The organism is Streptomyces sp. NPDC096136 (assembly GCF_044763325.1).
Lineage (GTDB): Bacteria > Actinomycetota > Actinomycetes > Streptomycetales > Streptomycetaceae > Streptomyces.
On record NZ_JBIWFZ010000009.1, the window covers coordinates 244213 to 263699 of the forward strand.

A 19487-nucleotide genomic window follows, 5' to 3' on the forward strand; every position below is an offset into this window, starting at 1 on the left:
GGCGGCTACGCGCCGGGGCCCCGCAGCAGGGTCAGGAAGGAGCGGAACGCGCCGGGCATGTCGACCGATTCCGGGGCGAGCAGCCACTGGTACTGGAGGCCGTCCATGACCGCCGTCAGCAGCGGAGCGGCCTGTTCCGGGGTGAGGCCCGAGGGGAGGAGCTCGCCGAACTCGGCGCGCAGCAGGGCGGCCATCTCGCCGCGCACCTGCGCGTAGCGCTCGGTGAAGAAGGCGCGGGCCGGGTGGCCGTCGGTGACGCTCTCGCCGAGCAGGGCGGAGAAGGTCTGGACGATGCCGGGACGCATGGCGTTGTACTCCACCAGGGAGGCCAGCAGGTCCAGCCGCCAGGTGTCGGCGGAGGCGCGGGAGCCGCCGCCGGTGTCCCAGCGGTCGCGCTCCTCCAGGACCGCGACCAGTAGGGCCTCCTTGGTCGGGAAGTAGTGCAGCAGGCCCTGCTGGGTGAGGCCCACGCGCTCGGCGACGGAGGCCAGGGAGGCGCCCCGGTAGCCGCGTTCGGCGATCACCTCGACCGCCGCGCGGACGATCTCGCCGCGCCGCTCCTCGCTCTTGGCCCTGACCATCGCCCCGCCACACCCCTTCCGTCCGGACCCGGCCCGCAGTCGTACGACCGTACGCCATCCTTTCATCACGAAAAGATTACAAGACCTACCGCCCTACAGGGGAAGGGTCCACCATGGGCGCACCGCACCGCACCGCACCGCACCGCACCGCACCCACAGAGCGAGGAGGCACGGCCGTGACCGCTGCCGATCAGGTTCCCGACGAGCGCGCGAGCGAGCAGCTCCGCGAAGACGCCGTCGAGGCGGCCCTGGACAAGCTGGACCTCGACGCCAAGACCCGCCTCCTGGCCGGCCAGGACATGTGGTCCCTGCCCGCCCTCCCGGAGATCGGGCTGGGCCCGCTGGTCATGTCCGACGGCCCCATCGGTGTCCGGGGCGTGCGCTGGACCGCCGACGACCCCTCCATCGCCCTGCCCTCCCCGACCGCCCTCGCCGCCTCCTGGGACCCCGCCCTGGCCCGCCGGGCCGGCCGGCTGCTGGCCCAGGAGGCCCGCCGCAAGGGCGTCCACGTCCTCCTCGCGCCCACCGTCAACCTGCACCGCTCCCCGCTCGGCGGCCGCCACTTCGAGTGCTACTCCGAGGACCCGCACCTCACCGGAGCCATCGGCACCGGCTACGTCCAGGGCGTCCAGGACGGCGGCGTCGGCACCACCGTCAAGCACTTCGTCGGCAACGACGCCGAGACCGAGCGCTTCACCGTCGACAGCGTCATCGCCCCCCGCCCGCTGCGCGAGGTCTACCTGGCCCCCTTCGAGGCCATCGTCCGCGGCGCCCGCCCCTGGGGCGTCATGACCGCCTACAACCGCGTCAACGGCACCACCATGACCGAGCACGGGCACTTGGTGAACGGGGTCCTGCGGGGCGAGTGGGGATTCGACGGGTACAACGTCTCCGACTGGATGGCCGCCCGCTCCACCGCCGGCTGCCTCGACGGCGGCCTCGACGTGGCCATGCCCGGCCCCACGACCGTCTACGGGCCGGCCCTCGCCGAGGCCGTGCGCGCCGGCGCGGCGGACGAGGCCGCCGTCGACGGGGCCGTGCGCAACGTCCTGCGCCTCGCCGCCCGCGCCGGACTCCTGGAGGGCGCCCCCGCCGCCGTCGCCGAGCCGCCCGCGCCGCTCGACGGGCAGGCCCTGGCCCGCGAGCTGGCCGTCCGCGGGGCCGTCCTCGTCCGCAACGAGGGCGGCGCCCTGCCGCTGGAGCGGTCCGCCGGCCGGACCGTCGCCCTGATCGGCGCCGCCGCCCGCGACGCCCGCGTCCTGGGCGGCGGCAGTGCCACGGTCTTCCCCGAGCGGGTGGTCTCCCCGCTCGACGGGCTCACCGCCGCACTGCCCGAGGGCGCCCTGGCCTACGCCGTCGGTGCCGACCCCAGTGAGGAGCCCGCCCCCGCCGGGCAGGGCTTCGAGCTGCGCGCCGTCTGCCGCGACGCCTCCGGGGCGGTCCTCGGCGAGGGCGGCCTGCCGACCGGGCAGGTCCAGTGGATCGGCGAGGACCTGCCCGAGGGGGTCTCGTACGAGACGATGGCCTCCATCGAGGTCACCGGGACGTTCGTCCCGCGCGAGAGCGGCGAGCACGTCTTCGGCACCCGCGGGCTCGGCGCCTTCCGCCTCGCCGTCGGCGGCCGGACCCTGTGGGAGGGCGTCCAGGAGATGGGCGACGAGGCCGACCCCTTCGAGGCCTTCTTCGGCGCCCCCAGCGAGCGCGCGCGGGCCGTCCTGGCCGCCGGGGAGCCCGTCGAGGTCTCCCTGACCCACCAGGTGCCCGACATGGGCGCGATGCCGCTCAAGGCGGTCATGTTCTCCCTGCTGCACCTCGGCCCCCGCCGCGACCCCGACGAGCTGATCGCCGAGGCCGTACGGGCCGCCCGCGCCGCCGACACCGCCGTCGTGGTCGTCGCCACCACCGAGCGGGTGGAGTCGGAGGGCTTCGACCGCGCCGACCTCGGGCTGCCGGGCCGCCAGGACGACCTGGTCCGGGCCGTCGCCGCCGCCAACCCGAACACCGTGGTCGTCGTCAACGCGGGCTCCCCGGTCGAACTGCCCTGGCGCGAGGACGTCGCCGCCGTGCTGCTGACCTGGTTCCCCGGGCAGGAGGGCGGGGCCGCGCTGGCCGACGTGCTCCTCGGGGACGCCGAGCCCGGCGGGCGCCTGCCCACCACCTGGCCCGTCACCCTCGCCGACGCGCCCGTCACCGAGGTCGTCCCCGCCGGGGGGCGGCTGGAGTACCGCGAGGGGCTGTTCATCGGCTACCGGGCCTACGAGGCGCGGGGCGTGCGGCCCGCCTACCCCTTCGGGCACGGCCTCGGCTACACCGACTGGGCCTACGAGTCCCTGGAGGCCACCGCCGAATCCGTCCGGGTCCGCCTCACCAACACCGGGACCCGTCCGGGCCGCGAGGTCGTCCAGGTCTACCTGGCACCCGTCGCCACCGCCTCCGACGGCGCGCGGAGCACGGCCGTCGAGCGCCCCGCGAGCTGGCTGGCCGGCTTCGCGTCCGTCGCCGCCGGGCCCGGGGAGAGCGTCGAGCTGGAGATCGCCCTGCCCGCCCGGGCCTTCGAGGTCTGGGACGAGGAGGCCCGCGGCTGGCGCCGGATCGGCGGCACCTACGAGGTCCGCGCGAGCCACTCGCACGCCGACACCCGGCTGACGGCCATCCTCGACCTGTAGCCGGGGAAGGGCCGCGACACGCCGAGGCGGGGGATTGGCCGGAATTCACCCTTGCCGCGGCCTGAGAACCGGGCCGGGGGGCGGCCCCTGACAGCCGCCCCCGGCCCTTCCGCGCGGGTCCGGGCCCCTCCCGTACCGGCGGGGGGCGTCAACGCGGCGGCTGGGCCGCCGTCACCTGCCGGTGGGCCAGTTCCGCGAGCCGCGCCTGCCCGTCCCTGCCGGGGTGGAACCAGTCCCAGTGGCTCAGCTGGTCCGCCGCGAAGGGGTACTGGAAGACGGCCCCGCCGTCGTAGCGGCACAGCTCGTCCTGCGCGCAGACCTGGCGCAGCGCCTCGTTGTACTCGACCACGCGCGCCCGCACCTTCTCGCGGCGCGCCGTCGCCCCCGCGTCGGCGGACAGGGGCTCGGCCAGCATGGACTGACAGATCCCCAGCTTCCAGATCTGACGCACCATCGGGCTGTCCTTGCCCTGCTCCCACAGCCGCTGGAGGTCCGGGACGGAGGACACGTACACCTGCGAGGCGGGCGAGGCCGCCCGCAGTCCCTTCAGGGCCTGTTCGAACTCGGCCCGGAAGTCCGCCACCGGGGTCATGGACGAAGCCGTGGGCCGGCAGGCGTCGTTCGAACCCACCATCACCGTGACCAGGCCCGGCTTGTGCTCCGCCGCCTCGGTCAGCTGGCCGGGCAGGTCGGCCATGCGCGACCCGGTCACCGCGTAGTTCCAGCTGCGCTCGGGCACCTGCGCCCCGCCCAGCAGGCGCGCCGCCAGCGAGTTGACGGCGGGGTCGCTGCCGGTGGCCCAGGAGACCTCGGGGCAGTCGGCCAGCACCGAACAGGCGTCGAATCCGCGGGTGATGGAGTCCCCGACGGCGGCGACGGAGGTCGGCGCCGGGTTCCAGCGGGGCTTCGGCTGCGCCCCCCGCCCGCTCCCCTCCGCGGGCGCACCGCCGTCCTCACACCCCGTCACCGTCGCGGCCAGCACGGCCACGGCCACGCCCGCGCCGGTGACGGTCCGGCGTACGCGGCGGCGCGCAGCGGTGGTGCGCATCGGGTGGTCCCTCCCTCGTCGCCCCGCGTCCTTCCCGGGGCGTCCTGCTGAGTGAATGCTCTGTGTTTACGGGCTGCGGAGCGACCGTACGTCACATCATGACCCCTGGCGCACGGTAGCTTTTTCCCGTGGCGTTTCGGCCGCAGGTGCCGCTGCGCAATATCCAATATTTTCCGTTACATTACATCACGTCACATACTGTCCGTTTTCTGGAGTTTATTCCCGACCTCGTCCCACACTGGAGGTCCCGGTGACGACACGTGGAGTTCTGTACGTGCATTCCGCACCGCGTGCGCTCTGCCCGCACGTGGAATGGGCCGTTGCGGGCGTGCTCGGGGTGCGGGTGAACCTCGACTGGATCAGGCAGCCCGCCTCCCCCGGCACCTGGAGAGCCGAGTTCTCCTGGCAGGCCGAGGCGGGCACCGCCTCGAAACTCGCCTCCGCGCTGCGCGGCTGGCACCTGCTCCGCTTCGAGGTGACCGCCGAACCCTGTCCGACCGCCGAGGGCGAGCGCTACAGCTCCACCCCGGAGCTCGGCATCTTCCACGCCGTCACCGGCATGCACGGCGACATCCTGATCCCCGAGGACCGGCTGCGCGCCGCCCTGGCCCGCTCCGCGCGCGGCGAGACCGACCTGGAGGCGGAGATCTCCAAGCTGCTCGGCAAGCCCTGGGACGACGAACTGGAGCCCTTCCGCTACGCCGGCGAGGGCGCCCCGGTCCGCTGGCTCCACCAGGTGGTCTGAAGCCGGGTGGTCCGTGGGCGCGCAAGGGGAAGGCCCCCTCCCGGCAGTGCCGGGAGGGGGCCTTCCCCTTGGTGCGGGTGCCTGCGCTCAGACGGTGCGGAACGCGAGGGAGACGTTGTGGCCGCCGAAGCCGAAGGAGTTGTTGATCGCGGCGATCGGACCCTCCACCGGCAGCTTGCGGGGCTCGCCGCGCACGATGTCGGCGTCGATCTCGTCGTCCAGGTCGTCGATGTTGATCGTCGGCGGGGCGATCCGGTGGTACAGCGCCAGCACGGTCGCCACCGTCTCGATGCCGCCGGCGCCGCCCAGCAGGTGACCGGTCATCGACTTGGTCGCGGAGATCGCGACGTGGTCGAGGTCGTCGCCCAGGACCTTGCGCAGGGCCTTCAGCTCGGCCGTGTCACCCTGCGGGGTGGACGTGGCGTGCGCGTTGACGTGGACGAGCTCGGACGGGTCGAGCTCCGTGTTGTCGAGCAGGTTGCGCACGGCGGCCGCGACACCGCGGCCCGTCGGCTCCGGCTGCGCGATGTGGTGGCTGTCCGCGGACAGGCCCTGGCCCAGCACCTCGCAGTAGACCCGGGCGCCGCGCTTGGCGGCGTGCTCGGCGGATTCCAGGACCACGACGCCGGCGCCCTCGCCGAGGACGAAGCCGTCGCGGGCCTTGTCGTACGGGCGGGAGGCCGTGGTCGGGCTCTCGTTGTTCTTGGACATCGCCATCATGTTGGCGAACGCCGCGATCGGCAGCGGGTGGATGGCCGCCTCGGTGCCGCCGGCGACGACCACGTCGGCACGGCCGGTGCGGATCATCTCGACGGCGTAGCCGATGGCCTCGGCGCCCGACGCGCACGCGCTGACCGGGGTGTGGACACCGGCGCGGGCGTTGACCTCCAGGCCGACGTTGGCGGAGGGGCCGTTCGGCATGAGCATGGGGACGGTGTGCGGGGAGACCCGGCGCACACCCTTTTCCTTCAGTACGTCGTACTGGTCGAGCAGGGTGGTGACGCCGCCGATGCCGGAGGCGATCACGGTGCCCAGACGCTCGGGGACGACCGTTTCGTCCTCGCCGGCCGGAGCGGTGTACCCCGCGTCGGCCCAGGCCTCACGGGCCGCGATGAGGGCGAACTGCGCCGAGCGGTCGAGCTTGCGGGCCAGCGGGCGGGGCAGAACCTCGCTCGGGTCCACGGCGGCCTGGGCGGCGATGCGGACCGGCAGTTCGGCGAAGCGCTCGCCCTCCAGGGGCGAGACGCCGGACCGGCCGGCGAGCAGACCTTCCCAGGTCGAAGCGCTGTCGCCACCCAGCGGAGTGGTTGCGCCGATACCGGTGACGACCACGGTGCGATTGGTCGGGCTCACAGGAATTCTTTCTCCACGTCTCAGGGGGTGCTGAATTGTCACGGCGCCACCGCGGGGTGGCGACAAACGCTCGTCAGGCTCAGGCCTGGTGCTTCAGGATGTAGGCGGCGGCGTCGCCGACCGTCTTGAGGTTCTTGACGTCCTCGTCGGGGATCTTGACGTCGAAGCGCTCTTCGGCGGCGACGACGACCTCGACCATGGACAGCGAGTCGACGTCCAGGTCGTCGGTGAAGGACTTGTCGATCTCGACGTCCTCGACCGGGATGCCCGCGATCTCGTTGACGATCTCCGCGAGACCCTCGACGATTTCTTCCTGCGTGGCGGCCATGTGGCGCTCCTTCTGTGGCTAGCTAGCTGGTGGAACAGGGCCGGGAAGTGATCCGGGCCCTAGGGGAGGGTAACGACCGTCGCGGCGTAGACGAGCCCCGCCCCGAAGCCGATGACGAGCGCGGTGTCGCCGCTCTTCGCCGCTCCGGTCGCCAGGAGCCGCTCCATGGCGAGCGGGATCGAGGCGGCCGACGTGTTGCCGGTGGTTTCCACGTCACGGGCGACCGTGACGTGCTCCGGCAGCTTGAGAGTCTTCACCATCGAGTCGATGATCCGCATGTTGGCCTGGTGCGGAATGAAGACGTCCAGGTCATCCGGGGTGATCCCGGCGGCGTCGAGCGCCTGCTGGGCCACCTTGGCCATCTCGAAGACGGCCCAGCGGAAGACCGCCTGGCCCTCCTGGGTGATGGCCGGGAACTTCTGGGCGGCGTCCGTGCTGCGGAACTCGTCCCACGGCACGGTCTGCTTGATGGTCTCGGACTTGTCGCCCTCCGAACCCCACACCGTGGGGCCGATGGCCGGCTCGTCCGACGGGCCGACGACCACGGCGCCCGCGCCGTCGCCGAACAGGAAGGCCGTCGCCCGGTCCTCCAGGTCCGTCAGGTCCGACAGCCGCTCGACACCGATGACGAGGACGTACTCGGCGGACCCCTCCACCACCATGCCCTTGGCGAGGGTCAGGCCGTAGCCGAAACCGGCACAGCCCGCGGAGATGTCGAAGGCGGCGGGCTTGCCCGCGCCGATCCGGTGCGCGATCTCGGTCGCGACGGCCGGGGTCTGCTTGAAGTGCGAGACCGTCGAGACGATCACCGCGCCGATCTGCTCGGGGGAGATCCCGGCGTCGGCGAGCGCCTTGCCGGAGGCCTCCACCGACATCGCGGCGACGGTCTCCTGGGGCGAGGCCCAGTGCCGGGACGCGATGCCGGAGCGGGAGCGGATCCACTCGTCCGAGGAGTCGATCGTCTCGAGGATGACCTCGTTGGGCACCACACGGGTCGGGCGGTAGCCGCCGACGCCGAGGATGCGGGCGTACGGGGAGCCCTTGGCCGGCTTGATCTTGGACATGCTGTGTGGGCTCCTACTCTCAGGCCGTCAGCTCGGCGATGAGCTTCGCGGCCTTGTCGAGGTCGTCCGGCGTCTTCAGCGCCACGTTCGGCACGCCCTTGAGCGCGCGCTTGGCCAGACCCGTCAGGGTGCCGCCGGGGCTCAGCTCGACGATCCCGGTGACGCCCAGCTCGGAGAAGGTCTCCATGCACAGGTCCCAGCGCACCGGGTTCGCGACCTGGCCCACCAGGCGGGCGACGACGTCGGCGCCCGACTCGACCACGAGTCCGTCCCGGTTGGACACGTACTTCAGCGCCGGGTCGGCCGGGGCGAGGGCCTTCGCGGCCTCCGCCAGCGTGGCGACCGCGGGTGCCATGTGGTGCGTGTGGAAGGCGCCCGCGACCTTGAGGGGGACGACCTTCATCGAGCCCTCGGGCTTGTCCGCGACCAGGGCCGCGACCTGCTCCGCGGTGCCCGCGGCCACGATCTGGCCGGCGCCGTTGATGTTGGCCGGGGTCAGCCCCAGCTTGTCCAGGTGGGCGAGGACCACCTCCTGGTCACCGCCCAGGACCGCGGCCATGCCCGTCTCGGTGACGGCGGCGGCCTCGGCCATGGCCAGCCCGCGGGTGCGGACGAACGACAGCGCGTCGCCCTCGCCCAGCACGCCGGCGTAGGCGGCCGCGGTGATCTCACCGACGCTGTGGCCGGCGACGGCGCCGAAGGCCGTCGGGGCGCCCAGCGCGGAGGCGGACAGCAGGCCTGCCGCGACCAGCAGGGGCTGCGCCACCGCCGTGTCGCGGATCTCGTCCTCGTCGGCCTTGGTGCCGTAGTGGACGAGGTCCAGCCCGATGGCGTCGGACCACCCCGCGACGCGCTCGGCGGCGCCGGGAAGTTCGAGCCAGGGAGTCAGGAAGCCGGGCGTCTGAGCGCCTTGGCCGGGAGCGACGAGTACGAGCACCCTCACACTCTCTCTTGTGGGTGGTCTCCGCCGCCCGTGGGGACAGGGACGAAGAACCGTCGGGGTAATTGTTGATGTCCGACAAAAGTCTAGAGCTGCTGATCTCCGTCGGCCAGACGCCCGAGGATCAGGGCGATCCGCAGCGTGAAGGCCGAACGGACATCGGAGGGTGACCAACCGGTGACGTCGGTCACACGTCGGAGCCGGTAGCGCACCGTGTTGGGGTGCACGAAGAGCATCCGCGCCGCCCCCTCCAGGCTGCTCGCCTGCTCCAGGTAGACGCTCAGCGTCTCCAGCAGTGCCGAGCCCGCCTCCTCCAGGGGTCTGTAGATCTCCTCCACCAGCTGCTCCCTGGCCGAGGGATCCGAGGCGATCGCCCGCTCGGGCAGGAGATCGTCCGCCAGGACCGGCCGCGGAGCGTCCTGCCAGGCCGTGCACGCCTTCAGCCCGGCGGCCGCCGCCTGCGCGGACTTCGTCGCGTTCAGCAGGTCCGGGACCACCGGCCCCGCCACCACCGGACCGGCCGCGAAGGGGCCGATCAGCGACTTCGCCACCTGGATCGGGTTGTCGCTGCCGCCCGCGATGACCACCAGCCGGTCGCCCAGCACGCCCGTGAGCACCTGGAGCTTGTGGTGGCGGGCCGCGCGCCGGATCGCCTCGACCGTCAGCTCGCTGTCCCCCTCGGGGGCGGTGCCCAGCACCACGCACACGTGCTCCGGGGAGTTCCAGCCGAGCGCCGCGGCCCGTGACAGGGCGCCCTCGTCCGCCTCGCCCGACAGCACGGCGTTGACGACGAGCGACTCCAGCCGGGCGTCCCACGCCCCGCGCGCCTCGGCGGCCTGCGCGTACACCTGGGCCGTCGCGAAGGCGATCTCCCGGGCGTAGACCAGCAGCGCCTCGCGCAGGATCGACTCGTCCCCGGGGGCCGCCACCTCGTCGATCGCGGCCTCCATGACCTCGATCGTCGTACGGACCATCTCCACGGTCTGGCGCAGGGTGATGGCCCGGGTCAGCTCCCGCGGCGCCGTGCCGAACACGTCGGTCGAGATGGCCTGCGGGGTCTCCGGGTGCCGGAACCACTCCGTGAACGCGGCGATGCCCGCCTGGGCGACCAGGCCGATCCACGACCGGTTCTCCGGAGGCATCGCCCGGTACCACGGCAGGGCCTCGTCCATGCGCGCGATCGCGTTGGCGGCGAGCCGGCCGGAGGACTTCTCCAGCCGGCGCAGCGTCGCCGCGTGCGGATGGGCCGGATGCGCGGGGCGGGTCTCGGGGGAATGCTCACGTTCGGGTTGGGGCACGGGACAAGACTGCCTTATCGACGGCCCGGCGCGGACCCGGGTCCCGGGCCGGGGTCCCCCGCGGAGGGCTACCGTGGCACCCATGATCGATGTACGCCGCGCCGCCGACCGGTACGAGGGAGGGGATCCGGGTACCGGGATCACCACCCGGCACGCCTTCTCCTTCGGCTCCTCCTACGACCCGGACAACATCCGCTTCGGCCCGGTGCTCGCCTGCAACGAGGAGCTGCTCGCCCCCGGCTCCGGCTTCGACGAGCACCCGCACAGCCACACCGAGATCGTGACCTGGGTGGTGGAGGGCGAGCTCACCCACCGCGACAGCACCACCGGGCACACCGCCGCCGTCCGTCCCGGGGACGTCCAGCGGCTGGGCTCGGGCTCCGGGGCGCGGCACGTGGAGCGCAACGACGCGGCCCGCCCGCTGCGGTTCGTGCAGACCTGGCTCGCGCCGCTGGCCGCGGGCGGGGAGCCCTCGTACGAGGTCGTGCGGGGCCTCGCGGACGGGACCCCGTACGAGGTCCCGGCGGCCGGGGCCGTCCTGCACGTCCGGCGGCCCGGCGCGGGCGAGCGGGTCCCCGTGCCGGACGCGGAGCGGGTCTACCTGCACGTGGTGCACGGGGACCTGCGGCTCGACGGGGCCGAGCTGGGACCCGGGGACTCGGCGCGGATCACCGGCGAGAAGAACCTGGAGATCACGGCCGGTTCCCCGGGCGAACTGCTGATCTGGGAGCTGCCCGCCTAGCGGGAGCGCAGCTCCGCGAGGACCGCGTCGGTGAAGGGGGTCCAGGCCTCCACGGCCCAGGGGCCGAAGGCGCGGTCCGTCAGCGCCACGCAGGCGGCGCGGACGTCGGGGTCCACCCACAGGAAGGTGCCGGACTGGCCGAAGTGCCCGAAGGTGCGCGGGGAGGAGGTCAGGCCCGTCCAGTGCGGGGACTTGCCGTCGCGGATCTCCAGGCCGAGCCCCCAGTCGTTGGGGGACTGGTGCCCGTAGCCGGGCAGGACGCCCTTGAGGCCGGGGTGGACCACCGAGGTGGCCTCGGCGACCGTGCGGACGTCCAGCAGCCGGGGGGCCTGGAGTTCGGCGGCGAAGCGCACCAGGTCGCAGACGGTGGAGACGCCGTCCTTGGCCGCAGACCCCTCCAGGCTGGAGGAGTTCATGCCCAGCGGCTCGAAGACGGCCTCGCGCAGGTAGTCGGCGAAGGGGATCCCGGTGGCCTTCGCGAGGTGGTCGCCGAGCACCTCGAAGCCGGCGTTGGAGTACAGCCGGCGCTGTCCGGGCGGGGCCGTCGCCCGGTGCTCGTCGAAGGCCAGGCCGCTGGTGTGCGCGAGGAGGTGACGGACCGTCGAGCCCTCGGGCCCGGCCGGCTCGTCGAGCTCGACCGCACCTTCCTCGTACGCGACGAGGACCGCGTACGCGGCGAGCGGCTTGGTGACCGAGGCCAGCGGGAAGCGGCGGTCCACCGGGCCGTGCGAGCCGGCCAGGGTCCCGTCGGCGCGCACGACCGCCGCCGCGGCGGCGGGCACCGGCCAGTCCTCGATCGTCCGCAGGCTTTCCAGGCCGCTGGGGCCTTCCATGCTCTCCATGGGCCCGAGCCTACTTCGCGCACTTGCCTGGAGCGCACTCCAGGGTTTTAGCGTAGAGGTCATGAACCTGACGGAGACGCGGTACACGATCAGCGAGGTCGAGGCGCGGACCGGTCTGACCCAGCACACGCTGCGCTGGTACGAGCGGATCGGCCTGATGCCGCACGTGGACCGCTCCCATTCGGGACAGCGGCGGTTCAGCGACAAGGACCTCGGCTGGCTCGCCTTCGTGGGCAAGCTGCGCGCCACCGGCATGTCGGTGGCGGACATGGTCCGGTACGCCGAACTCGTCCGCGAAGGGGACCACACGGTCGACGAGCGCCGCGCGCTCCTGGAGCGGACGCGCCACGAGGTGCTGGCGCGGGTCGCGGAGCTGACGGACGCCCTCGACGTACTGGACTGCAAGATCGCTATGTACGCGCGGAACACCGTGGGAGCGGTGGGCGCGGGAACGGGGAAGGCACAGTCATGACGGAGCAGATCACCCTCGCACGCGCCGAGCTGGGCAAGGGCGGCCCGGTCGTCGGGATCCAGGGCCTCGGCTGCATGGGCATGAGCGAGTTCTACGGGGACACCGACGAGGCGGCGGCCCGCGCGACCCTGGACGCGGCGCTGGCCGCCGGCGTCACCCTCTTCGACACGGCGGACATCTACGGACGCGGCGCGAACGAGGAGTTCCTGGCGCCCTTCGTGGCCGCCCACCGGGACGAGATCACCCTGGCGACGAAGTTCGCCATCGAGCGCAGCGACGACCCGGCGTACCGGGGGGTCCGCAACGACCGCGCGTACGTCCGGCAGGCCGTCGAGGGCAGCCTGCGGCGGCTCGGCGTGGACGTCATCGACCTCTACTACATGCACCGGCGCGACCCGGCCGTGCCCTTCGCCGAGTCGGTGGGCGCGATGGCCGAGCTGGTGCAGGAGGGGAAGGTGCGCCACCTGGGGCTCAGTGAGGTGACCGGGGCCGAGCTGCGCGAGGCGCACGCGGTGCACCCGATCGCGGCCCTGCAGTCGGAGTGGTCGCTGTTCAGCCGGGACGTGGAGCGCAGCGCGGTGGGCGCGGCGGCGGAGCTGGGCGTGGCCTTCGTGCCGTACTCGCCCCTCGGGCGCGGGTTCCTGACGGGGGCCTTCGCGGACGCGGCCGCCGAGCTGTCCGCCGGTGACTTCCGGCGCGGCCAGCCCCGCTTCACGGGGGAGAACGCCAAGGCCAACGCGGCCCTGCTGGCTCCGATCCGGGAGATCGCCGCCGCGCACGGGGCGACGGCGGCGCAGGTCGCGCTGGCGTGGGTGCAGCAGCGGGCGTCGGTGCACGGGCTGACGGTCGTGCCGATCCCGGGCACCCGCAAGCCGGGGCGCCTCGCGGAGAACACGGCCGCGACCCGGATCACCCTGACGGCCGCGGAGCTGGACCTGCTGGAGCCCCTCGCGTCCCGGGTGGCGGGCGCCCGCTACCCGGACATGGCCTTCACGTCGGACTCCCGCGAGGGCTGATCCGCCCGGGAACGGGGGCGGGGGCCGGGGCGCGGCCGGGGGCGCGGGCCGCCGGCGCGCGGACCCGCGCCCCCGGCCCGGTCAGGCGCCGGCCGTGAAGCGGGCGCGGAGGGTCTCGTACTCCGCGTCGGTCAGCAGTCCCGTGCTGTGCAGCTCGCTGAGGTGCCGGAGCCGTTCCCCCGATATCCGGGCCCGGGGGACGGCTCCCACCGGCGCCCGCTCCCGCAGCGCGGCGAGCACGGCGGCCGCGAAGGGCAGCGACTCGTGAACCGCCCCGTAGCCCACGCCGAACACCGCCGCCGCGAGGTCGTGGTCGGGGGCCTCGGGGGTCGCGGCGCCGTCCCGCGGCAGCAGCCGCAGGTGCCCGCCCCCGGGGCGGTCGGGGGACGCCCACTCCACCCCGGACAGCGCCGCCAGCGCGAACCTTTGGTCCCCGGCGCGCCACTTCGCACTGCTCGCGCCCGTGCGCGACCAGTGGAACGTGACGGCCGTGCCGTCGAACCCGACCCGCGCGTCGTACGCCTTGAGCTGGAGCGGAGGCTGCGGGACCGCGACGAGGAACCGTTCCGCCGGAGCGTCGGCGCCGTCCGGCCCCAGCCGGTCGCGCAGCGCCCCGGCGAAGGCCGCGGCCTGCTCCGCCCGGTCGGCGGGCACCACCAGCCGGTACGGATCGCAGGCATCCTTCAGCTGCCCGGCGGCAGCCTCCATCAGCGGATCGGCCCCGGGTCGCGGCGTGGCGCGCAGCACCACGGCCTCCCGCCGCCCGACACCGGCCGCGGCAGCACCCACCGACACCCCGGACAGCGCTTCGAGGGGGATCCGGCGCTCGCCCAGCGCGCTCCAGAGCCGCGGCGTGCGCATCCCCCGTGCGAAGCGGATGAGCACCGAGTCCGAGTCGGCGTCGAACTCCCAGACGGCATGATTTCCGGCCAGTACGTCACCCATGCGGCACATGGTAAAGGGACGCGCCCCCGCGCGTCCCCCTCGTCATCCGGCCCGATTTTTCGACTTGCTACGGGTCTGTGGTGCATCGGACACCCGTCAGGCGTCCCTCAGGCACCCGTCAGGGAGCGGTCAGTCACCGTCCGTGCCGGAGATCCCGCTCCGGCAGTCGTCGCCGCCGTTCGCGCACGCGACGGAACCGAAACCGCCGGTTCCGATCTTGGCGAAGTTCTCCAGCGAGGCCGTGCCTGGCTCGAAATAGCCGGTGTGGCTGTGCGCCCCGGCGGACGAGAGCAGCCGTGCGCCGAACGCGGGCGACACCGGGTCCGCCCCGTGGCCGACCCCGCCGACCTCCAGGTGCGGGACGTCGGCGATCCAGTCGCCCTCGGCCCGGGTGGCCCACACCCGCGCCGAGGTGTGCAGCTCCGCGGCGTTCCCCACGCGCATGCCGGGGCTGCCCGCCACCACCACGTCGGTCACCCGCTCCGGCAGCGCGTGCGCGGCCACCCCGCACACCACGGACCCGTAGCTGTGGCAGAACAGGGCCACGCTCGCGTCCCCCGGCAGGGCGGCGGCCAGCGACGCCAGCCGCACGGACCCGAGGCCGGCGAGCCGGCCGGTGGCGGCGTCCACCCCCACGCCGGTGGGGGCCACGTAGCCGGCCCAGGCGATGACGGCCGTACGGGCGTCGGGCGCGGCCGCGCGCTGGGCCTCGTACAGGGACTGCGCCATGCCGGCGGGGGCCGTGAGCCGGCGCTGGCTGCGCTCGAAGGTGAGGGCGTCGGTGTCCACGCCCGGGACGATCACCGAGACCCGGCGGGCGCCGTCGAGGTCGCCGAAGACCTCGGCGACCAGGCCGTCGCCGGTGGGGTCGAAGAGCAGGATCTGCCGGTCGCCCGCCGCGAGGGACTCGAAGCGGTGGGCCCGGCGTATGGCGTTGGCGCGGTCGGCCGGGGTGAGGGCCACGTCCTTGCCGCGGGCCTCCTCCAGCCGCGCGGTCTGGGTGAGCGCGTTGTGGTTGGCCCGGTAGCGGGTCGCGGCGGGCACCCCGTCGAGGGTGCCGACCACGAGCGGGTAGCCGTCGGCGAGGTGGTTGCGCCGGGTCGTGTCGAGGTCGGCGAAGAAGCGCGCGACCGTCCGTACGGGAGCGTCGGCCGCGGGCACCGGCCGGCCGTCGACCCGCGCCGTGGCCCACGCGGCGAGCGCGGCGGCCCGCGCCGGAACCGCGGTCTCCGGGCGGTGCACGGCGGTCCAGCCGGTGGTCGCCAGCATGAGGAAGACGACGCCGAGCGCGAGCAGCATGCGCAGGACGGCCGGACGCACGGGGGCGTCGACGGGGGCGTCGGCGGTGGGGTGGGCGGGGCGGCCGGGCAGGTTCACTGGAGCCAGACTAAGAGACCCCTGGAGCCAGTGGTGCCAGGGGTGACAGGACTCACGGCCGACCGTGGTACGCATCGCCCCGCGCGGTCACGCTCCGTTGCGGCGGGGGCCGTTGGAGATCTTCGCGGGGTGGCCGGAACTCGCCGTCGGATGCTCCGGACCGTCGGCCGAAGGCGCCCGGCAGCCCCGTCGGACTCCGCGGGCGGCCGGGCCTCAGGCCCCGTCGGCGGGCGCCGGCCGGCGCCAGTCCGCCGCCAGGGCGGGGCCGATCTGGTCGAGGTAGGCCTCGGTCATCCGGCGGATCGCGCTCACGCTGACGTCCTCGCCCTGCCCCCAGAGCCTCCCGGTGACCCGCATCACCCCGGAGAACGCGGCGACGGCGACCCGGGGCCGCGGATCGGCGTCCAGGTCGAGCCCCTCGCGGTCGGCGATCAGCCGCGCGATCCTCTCCTCCAGCTCGGTGGAGCGCCGCAGGTGGACGGCGAGCAGGGCCGGCGTGGACTCGATCAGCCGGTAGGCCTGCATGTACAGGTCGACGGGGACCACCTCGGAGAGGGCCTCGTCCAGGGTGTCCCAGGCGGCGAGCACGGCGCCCCGCATGGCCTCCAGCGGCGGCTCCCCGGCCGGGCGGGCGCCCAGCGCGTCGACGAAGTGGGACTCGACCAGGTCCTGGACGGCGAAGGCGACCTCCTCCTTGTTCGCGAAGTAGCGGAAGAAGGTGCGCTGGGAGACCTCGACCGTCTCGGTGATCTCGTCGACGGTCGTCCGCTCGTACCCCTGCGAGATGAACAGGAGCAGCGCCGCGCGCAGCAGCGCGTCCCGGGTGCGCCGCTTCTTGCGCTCGCGCAGTCCGGCCGCCGGGGCGGGCCGCTCGTCGGTCATCACCGCGGGGTCCTCTCTGATGCTGAATCTGACGCTGAGTGAGCGGTCAGGGTACCTGTGACGGAGCTGACAGCCACTGCCGCGTTAAGCCGTTTGTGAACTGTCAGTCGCTGTCACTAATCTGCTGGGCATGACTGGTCAGATCACCCTTGCCAAGGAATCGAGTCCGTCACCGGTCCGCTCCGGTCTGCGCGGCCACCCGTGGCTCACGCTGTTCGCCGTGGCGATCGGCGTCATGATGGTCACCCTCGACGGCACGATCGTCGCCGTCGCCAACCCCGCGATCCAGAAGGACCTCGGCGCCAGCCTGGCCCAGGTGCAGTGGATCACCAACGGCTACCTGCTGGCCCTGGCGGTCTCCCTGATCACCGCCGGCAAGCTCGGCGACCGCTTCGGCCACCGCCAGACCTTCCTCATAGGCATCGCCGGCTTCGGTCTCTCCTCGGCGGTGATCGGGCTGTCCGACGGGGTCGGGCTCGTGATCGGCTTCCGCGTCGCCCAGGGCCTCTTCGGCGCCCTGCTGATGCCCGCGGCCCTCGGCCTGCTGCGCGCCACCTTCCCCGCCGAGAAGCTCAACATGGCCATCGGCATCTGGGGCATGGTCATCGGCGCCTCGACCGCGGCCGGGCCCATCGTCGGCGGCCTGCTCGTGGAGCACGTCAGCTGGCAGTCCGTCTTCTTCATCAACGTGCCCGTCGGCGTCGTCGCGCTGCTCTTCGGACTGTTCATCCTGCTCGACCACCGCGCGGAGAACGCCCCGCGCTCTTTCGACCTGCCCGGCATCGTGCTGCTGTCGGCGGCGATGTTCTCCCTGATCTGGGCGCTGATCAAGGCCGCCGAGTGGGGCTGGGGCGATGCCAAGACCCTGCTCTTCCTGCTCGGGTCCCTGGTGTGCTTCGGCCTCTTCGCCTTCTGGGAGACCCGGGTCTCCGAGCCGCTGATCCCGCTCGGCATGTTCCGCTCGGCGGCGCTGTCCGCGGGCACCGTGCTGATGGTGCTGATGGCCTTCGCCTTCATGGGCGGCCTGTTCTTCGTCACCTTCTACCTGCAGAACGTCCACGGGATGAGCCCGGTCGACAGCGGACTGCGCCTGCTGCCGCTCACCGGCATGATGATCATCGGTTCGCCGCTGGCCGGCGCCGCCATCACCAGGGTCGGCCCGCGCGTCCCGCTCGTCGCCGGCATGGTGGCCACGGCCGTCGCCTGCGTCGGGATGTCCCGCCTCACCCCGGACACCGGCACCCTCACCATGTCCCTCTGGTTCGCCCTCCTGGGCCTGGGCCTCGCGCCCGTCATGGTCGGTGCCACCGAGGTCATCGTCGGCAACGCCCCGCTGGAGCTCTCCGGCGTGGCCGGCGGGCTCCAGCAGGCCGCCATGCAGGTCGGCGGAAGCCTCGGCACCGCCGTCCTCGGAGCGGTCATGGCCGCCGAGGTCAGTGACACGTTCGGGGACAACTGGAAGGGCGCGGGCCTGCCCCCGCTCACCCCCGAGCAGCTGGGACTCGCGGAGCGGGGCGTCCAGGTCGGCATCGCCCCCGTCCCGCCGGGGGTGCCCGAACCGGTCGCGCAGAGCATCTCCACCGTCGCGCACGAGACCTTCGTCTCCGGCATGAGCACGGCCTTCACCTGCGCCGCGGTGGTCGCGGCCCTCGCCGCGGTCGTCGCCTGCTTCACCAAGCGCGGTGAGAACGCCGCGGCCGGGGCGGGCGCGGCCCACATCTGAGCCGGACCGCCCGCCGTCACGGCCGCGTCAACCCCGCGCCCGCCACAGCCCCGCCGCAGCCCCGCGGCGGGGCTGTCGCCTATCAGGGTGGACCCGCCCGCGGCCTCTTCCGCTCGTACGTCCTCGCAGGTCAGCGTGGTGCCACGGAGTCCTCGGAAACGGTCCGGGGCCCGTACGTCCACAAGGAGTTGACCCCGTCATGCGTACGTGGAGCACCGCACGCGTCACCACCCTCGCCGCCGCCCTCCTGGCCGCCTGCGCCCTCATCCCGTCCACCGCCGGCGGCGCGCACGCCGCCGGGGCCCCGCCCTGCGCCACGGGAGAGCTGTGCCTGTGGGCGAAACCCGACTTCAAGGGCACCAAGCAGACCTACGACCTCAGCACCCTCGACATCAACAGCTGCACCACCCTGCCGCCGAAGGCGGGCTTCCAGTCCCTCGCCAACCGCACCGGGCGCCCGGTGACCACGTACCAGTCGGCCGAGTGCGCGGAGACCGGCGAGTTCCAGACCTACCCCGGTGACGGGGTCTGGCTGCCCCAGTCCCCCTACCAGGTCAGGGCGTTCAAGGTGTGGGAGCGGTAGGCCCCGCCTGGCCGGCGGCCGGCTCGGGCCCCGGGGCGGCCTGGGCGGGCATCGCGCACCGGGAGCCGTGGCCCAGCCGCGCGACCTCGGCCCGCAGCGCCCGCACCTCCTCCTGGAGTTCCCGGACGGCCGCCAGCTGGAGCCGCTCCACCTGGTCGTCGCGCTCGAAACGGGCGATGAACCAGGCGGCGATGTTGGCGGTCACCACACCGAGCAGGGCGATCCCCGACAGCATCAGCCCCACCGCCAGGACCCGGCCCAGCCCGGTGGTGGGGGAGTGGTCCCCGTACCCGACCGTGGTCATGGTGGTGAAGGACCACCACACCGCGTCGCCCAGGTTCTTGATGTTCCCGTTCGGCGCGTCCCGCTCCACGCTCAGCACCGCGAGCGAGCCGAACATCAGCAGCCCGACCACGGCACCCGCCACGTACGTGGTCAGCCGGATCTGCGGGGCCATCCGGGCCCGCCGCCCCACCAGCATCAGGGTCGCCACCAGCCGCAGCAGCCGCAGCGGCTGCACCAGCGGCAGCACCACCGCGGCCAGGTCCAGCCAGTGCGTCCGGACGAAGACCCGGCGGTTGGCCGACAGCCCCAGCCGCACCACGTAGTCCACCGCGAAGGCCGCCCACACGGCCCACTCCGCGTGGGTGCAGGCCCGGTGCACCCCCTCTCCCGCGTCCGGCGCGACGATGGGCACGGCGTAGGCGACGGCGAATGCCACGGCGAGCACCAGCAGGGGGACCTGAGTACGGCGCTCCCACCGCGCCTGGCGGGAGGTTTCCTTCATGCGGATCATCGTAGGTACAGCGGAAGGGGGCGCTGGGACAGGTGTCCCAGCGCCCCCACGGAAGAGTGACTCCTCCCGCGTCCGTCCCGCCGCGG

19 protein-coding genes are annotated in these 19487 nt (G+C 73.5%); 7 read left to right on the forward strand and 12 right to left on the reverse strand.

The window, feature by feature from the left end; translation table 11 throughout:
* Positions 1 to 5: 5 nt before the first annotated feature.
* Positions 6 to 581, reverse strand: a complete 576-nt coding sequence (locus ACIRBY_RS20915) for a TetR/AcrR family transcriptional regulator (RefSeq protein WP_390689123.1) — start codon at positions 579 to 581, stop codon at positions 6 to 8.
* A 113-nt stretch (positions 582 to 694) separates the two neighbouring features.
* Between ACIRBY_RS20915 and ACIRBY_RS20920 the strand changes: the two genes are divergently transcribed.
* Positions 695 to 3247 carry a beta-glucosidase gene (locus tag ACIRBY_RS20920; protein ID WP_403902291.1) on the forward strand — a complete coding sequence of 851 codons (2553 nt, stop codon included), beginning with the start codon at positions 695 to 697 and terminating at the stop codon, positions 3245 to 3247.
* 148 nt (positions 3248 to 3395) lie between these two features.
* On the opposite strand, the gene ACIRBY_RS20925 is transcribed toward ACIRBY_RS20920, so the two are convergent.
* Positions 3396 to 4295 (reverse strand): SGNH/GDSL hydrolase family protein, encoded by a 900-nt coding sequence (locus ACIRBY_RS20925; RefSeq protein ID WP_403902293.1) that lies wholly within the window; start codon positions 4293 to 4295, stop codon positions 3396 to 3398.
* Positions 4296 to 4545: 250 nt separating this feature from the next.
* On the opposite strand from ACIRBY_RS20925, the gene ACIRBY_RS20930 reads away from it, so the two are divergent.
* A complete protein-coding gene (locus ACIRBY_RS20930; protein ID WP_285536194.1) occupies positions 4546 to 5040 on the forward strand; it encodes a DUF3145 domain-containing protein in 495 nt (164 codons plus the stop codon).
* A gap of 87 nt (positions 5041 to 5127) precedes the next feature.
* On the opposite strand, the gene fabF is transcribed toward ACIRBY_RS20930, so the two are convergent.
* The 5 genes from fabF to ACIRBY_RS20955 form a co-directional block, all read right to left on the reverse strand.
* Complete coding sequence (gene fabF / locus ACIRBY_RS20935) at positions 5128 to 6393, reverse strand: beta-ketoacyl-ACP synthase II (protein ID WP_403902294.1); 1266 nt, start codon at positions 6391 to 6393, stop codon at positions 5128 to 5130.
* Positions 6394 to 6472: 79 nt separating this feature from the next.
* Positions 6473 to 6721 (reverse strand): acyl carrier protein, encoded by a 249-nt coding sequence (locus tag ACIRBY_RS20940; RefSeq protein WP_045945759.1) that lies wholly within the window; start codon positions 6719 to 6721, stop codon positions 6473 to 6475.
* A 59-nt stretch (positions 6722 to 6780) separates the two neighbouring features.
* A complete protein-coding gene (locus tag ACIRBY_RS20945) occupies positions 6781 to 7785 on the reverse strand; it encodes a ketoacyl-ACP synthase III (protein WP_403902297.1) in 1005 nt (334 codons plus the stop codon).
* Between the two features lie 19 nt (positions 7786 to 7804).
* Positions 7805 to 8722 (reverse strand): ACP S-malonyltransferase, encoded by a 918-nt coding sequence (locus ACIRBY_RS20950; protein ID WP_403902299.1) that lies wholly within the window; start codon positions 8720 to 8722, stop codon positions 7805 to 7807.
* Positions 8723 to 8811: 89 nt separating this feature from the next.
* Positions 8812 to 10023: a PucR family transcriptional regulator gene (locus ACIRBY_RS20955; RefSeq protein ID WP_403902301.1), complete on the reverse strand. Its 1212-nt coding sequence runs from the start codon at positions 10021 to 10023 to the stop codon at positions 8812 to 8814.
* 82 nt (positions 10024 to 10105) lie between these two features.
* Here ACIRBY_RS20955 and ACIRBY_RS20960 point away from each other — a divergent pair, with 82 nt between their 5' ends.
* The gene (locus ACIRBY_RS20960; RefSeq protein WP_403902303.1) at positions 10106 to 10765 is read left to right on the forward strand and encodes a pirin family protein; all 660 of its coding nucleotides are present in this window, start codon (positions 10106 to 10108) and stop codon (positions 10763 to 10765) included.
* Here ACIRBY_RS20960 and ACIRBY_RS20965 read toward each other — a convergent pair.
* Positions 10762 to 11580 (reverse strand): serine hydrolase domain-containing protein, encoded by an 819-nt coding sequence (locus tag ACIRBY_RS20965; RefSeq protein ID WP_403902366.1) that lies wholly within the window; start codon positions 11578 to 11580, stop codon positions 10762 to 10764. The two genes, ACIRBY_RS20960 and ACIRBY_RS20965, sit on opposite strands and share 4 nt — an antisense overlap.
* Positions 11581 to 11668: 88 nt before the next feature.
* Here ACIRBY_RS20965 and ACIRBY_RS20970 point away from each other — a divergent pair, with 88 nt between their 5' ends.
* Positions 11669 to 12079: a MerR family transcriptional regulator gene (locus ACIRBY_RS20970; RefSeq protein WP_403902304.1), complete on the forward strand. Its 411-nt coding sequence runs from the start codon at positions 11669 to 11671 to the stop codon at positions 12077 to 12079.
* Positions 12076 to 13095: an aldo/keto reductase gene (locus ACIRBY_RS20975; RefSeq protein ID WP_403902305.1), complete on the forward strand. Its 1020-nt coding sequence runs from the start codon at positions 12076 to 12078 to the stop codon at positions 13093 to 13095. Before ACIRBY_RS20970 ends, ACIRBY_RS20975 begins: the two co-directional genes overlap by 4 nt.
* Before the next feature lie 81 nt (positions 13096 to 13176).
* Here ACIRBY_RS20975 and ACIRBY_RS20980 read toward each other — a convergent pair whose 3' ends face one another.
* The 3 genes from ACIRBY_RS20980 to ACIRBY_RS20990 all read right to left on the reverse strand — a co-directional run bounded on the left by ACIRBY_RS20980 (position 13177) and on the right by ACIRBY_RS20990 (position 16299).
* Positions 13177 to 14049 (reverse strand): DUF4429 domain-containing protein, encoded by an 873-nt coding sequence (locus ACIRBY_RS20980; RefSeq protein ID WP_403902306.1) that lies wholly within the window; start codon positions 14047 to 14049, stop codon positions 13177 to 13179.
* A gap of 120 nt (positions 14050 to 14169) precedes the next feature.
* Positions 14170 to 15339 carry an alpha/beta hydrolase gene (locus ACIRBY_RS20985; RefSeq protein WP_403902367.1) on the reverse strand — a complete coding sequence of 390 codons (1170 nt, stop codon included), beginning with the start codon at positions 15337 to 15339 and terminating at the stop codon, positions 14170 to 14172.
* Between the two features lie 291 nt (positions 15340 to 15630).
* Positions 15631 to 16299: a TetR/AcrR family transcriptional regulator gene (locus ACIRBY_RS20990; RefSeq protein ID WP_403902307.1), complete on the reverse strand. Its 669-nt coding sequence runs from the start codon at positions 16297 to 16299 to the stop codon at positions 15631 to 15633.
* Positions 16300 to 16441: 142 nt separating this feature from the next.
* Here ACIRBY_RS20990 and ACIRBY_RS20995 point away from each other — a divergent pair, with 142 nt between their 5' ends.
* Positions 16442 to 18022 (forward strand): MFS transporter, encoded by a 1581-nt coding sequence (locus tag ACIRBY_RS20995; RefSeq protein WP_403902368.1) that lies wholly within the window; start codon positions 16442 to 16444, stop codon positions 18020 to 18022.
* Positions 18023 to 18221: 199 nt separating this feature from the next.
* Positions 18222 to 18605: a peptidase inhibitor family I36 protein gene (locus ACIRBY_RS21000; RefSeq protein WP_403902308.1), complete on the forward strand. Its 384-nt coding sequence runs from the start codon at positions 18222 to 18224 to the stop codon at positions 18603 to 18605.
* Here ACIRBY_RS21000 and ACIRBY_RS21005 read toward each other — a convergent pair.
* Positions 18586 to 19392 carry an ion channel gene (locus tag ACIRBY_RS21005; protein ID WP_403902309.1) on the reverse strand — a complete coding sequence of 269 codons (807 nt, stop codon included), beginning with the start codon at positions 19390 to 19392 and terminating at the stop codon, positions 18586 to 18588. The genes ACIRBY_RS21000 and ACIRBY_RS21005 overlap by 20 nt on opposite strands.
* Positions 19393 to 19487 lie beyond the last annotated feature (95 nt).

Bases quoted from the DNA above. Each gene is read 5' to 3' on its own strand.
- ACIRBY_RS20990 (WP_403902307.1), bottom strand. From the start codon at position 16,299: ATGACCGACGAGCGGCCCGCCCCGGCGGCCGGACTGCGCGAGCGCAAG.
- ACIRBY_RS20970 (WP_403902304.1), top strand. From the start codon at position 11,669: ATGAACCTGACGGAGACGCGGTACACGATCAGCGAGGTCGAGGCGCGG.
- ACIRBY_RS20915 (WP_390689123.1), bottom strand. From the start codon at position 581: ATGGTCAGGGCCAAGAGCGAGGAGCGGCGCGGCGAGATCGTCCGCGCG.
- ACIRBY_RS20985 (WP_403902367.1), bottom strand. From the start codon at position 15,339: ATGCTGCTCGCGCTCGGCGTCGTCTTCCTCATGCTGGCGACCACCGGC.
- ACIRBY_RS20925 (WP_403902293.1), bottom strand. From the start codon at position 4,295: ATGCGCACCACCGCTGCGCGCCGCCGCGTACGCCGGACCGTCACCGGC.
- ACIRBY_RS20980 (WP_403902306.1), bottom strand. From the start codon at position 14,049: ATGTGCCGCATGGGTGACGTACTGGCCGGAAATCATGCCGTCTGGGAG.
- ACIRBY_RS20945 (WP_403902297.1), bottom strand. From the start codon at position 7,785: ATGTCCAAGATCAAGCCGGCCAAGGGCTCCCCGTACGCCCGCATCCTC.
- ACIRBY_RS20940 (WP_045945759.1), bottom strand. From the start codon at position 6,721: ATGGCCGCCACGCAGGAAGAAATCGTCGAGGGTCTCGCGGAGATCGTC.
- ACIRBY_RS21005 (WP_403902309.1), bottom strand. From the start codon at position 19,392: ATGAAGGAAACCTCCCGCCAGGCGCGGTGGGAGCGCCGTACTCAGGTC.
- ACIRBY_RS20960 (WP_403902303.1), top strand. From the start codon at position 10,106: ATGATCGATGTACGCCGCGCCGCCGACCGGTACGAGGGAGGGGATCCG.
- ACIRBY_RS20975 (WP_403902305.1), top strand. From the start codon at position 12,076: ATGACGGAGCAGATCACCCTCGCACGCGCCGAGCTGGGCAAGGGCGGC.
- ACIRBY_RS21000 (WP_403902308.1), top strand. From the start codon at position 18,222: ATGCGTACGTGGAGCACCGCACGCGTCACCACCCTCGCCGCCGCCCTC.
- ACIRBY_RS20920 (WP_403902291.1), top strand. From the start codon at position 695: ATGGGCGCACCGCACCGCACCGCACCGCACCGCACCGCACCCACAGAG.